This window comes from Corynebacterium sp. HMSC068G04 (assembly GCF_001814885.1).
Classification (GTDB): Bacteria; Actinomycetota; Actinomycetes; order Mycobacteriales; family Mycobacteriaceae; genus Corynebacterium; species Corynebacterium hiratae.
The window spans coordinates 1-1,094 of the sequence record NZ_KV818314.1 but is presented as its reverse complement, the minus strand read 5'-3'; the positions used below and the strand labels follow the sequence as shown (position 1 = coordinate 1,094).

1 rRNA gene is annotated in these 1,094 nt (G+C 54.0%); it reads right to left on the bottom strand.

The features are described 5' to 3' along the window. Window positions 1-1,094 (bottom strand): 23S ribosomal RNA (locus HMPREF2993_RS05015); the annotation flags it as partial.

The following is a 1,094-nucleotide window of genomic DNA, read 5'->3' as shown; positions in this document are numbered from 1 at the left end:
CGTATCCGCGGTGGTTAGTATCAGTGCTTTATCATGGGCGCGGATATACGGGTACCAGAATATCAACTGGTTGTCCATCGACTACGCCTGTCGGCCTCGCCTTAGGTCCCGACTCACCCTGGGAAGACGAACTTGACCCAGGAACCCTTAGTCATCCGGCGGGAAGGATTCTCACCTTCCAATTCGTTACTCATGCCTGCATTCTCACTCGCACACACTCCACGCCTCCTTACGGTAACGCTTCAACACATGCACGACGCTCCCCTACCCAAACAAAAAGTTTGCCGCGGCTTCGGCGGTGTGCTTGAGCCCCACTACATTGTCGGCGCAGGACCACTCGACCAGTGAGCTATTACGCACTCTTTCAAGGATGGCTGCTTCTAAGCCAACCTCCTGGCTGTCTTCGCGATCCCACATCCTTTTCCACTTAGCACACCCTTAGGGGCCTTAACCGGCGATCTGGGCTGTTTCCCTCTCGACTATGAAGCTTATCCCCCACAGTCTCACTGCCGCACAACACAATTGATGGCATTCGGAGTTTGGCTGACATTGCTAAGATTGTAGTCCCGCTCAACCAACCAGTAGCTCTACCTCCACCAAGCTAATGCGACGCTGCACCTAAATGCATTTCGGGGAGAACCAGCTATCACGGAGTTTGATTGGCCTTTCACCCCTACCCACAACTCATCCCCGCAGTTTTCAACCTACGTGGGTTCGCGCCTCCACAGCATCTTACTACTGCTTCACACTGGCCATGGGTAGATCACCCCGCTTCGGGTCCAGGACATGCCACTCAACACCCCATTAGGATTCGGTTTCCCTACGGCTACCCCACACGGGTTAACCTCGCGACATGCCGCTGACTCGCAGGCTCATTCTTCAAAAGGCACGCCATCACACACAAAAAAGTGCTCTGACGGATTGTAAGCACATGGTTTCAGGAACTATTTCACTCCCCTCCCGGGGTACTTTTCACCATTCCCTCACGGTACTAATACACTATCGGTCACACTGAGTATTTAGGCTTACCGGGTGGTCCCGGCAGATTCACAGCAGATTCCACGAGCCCGCTGCTACTCGGGCAACCCAACAAC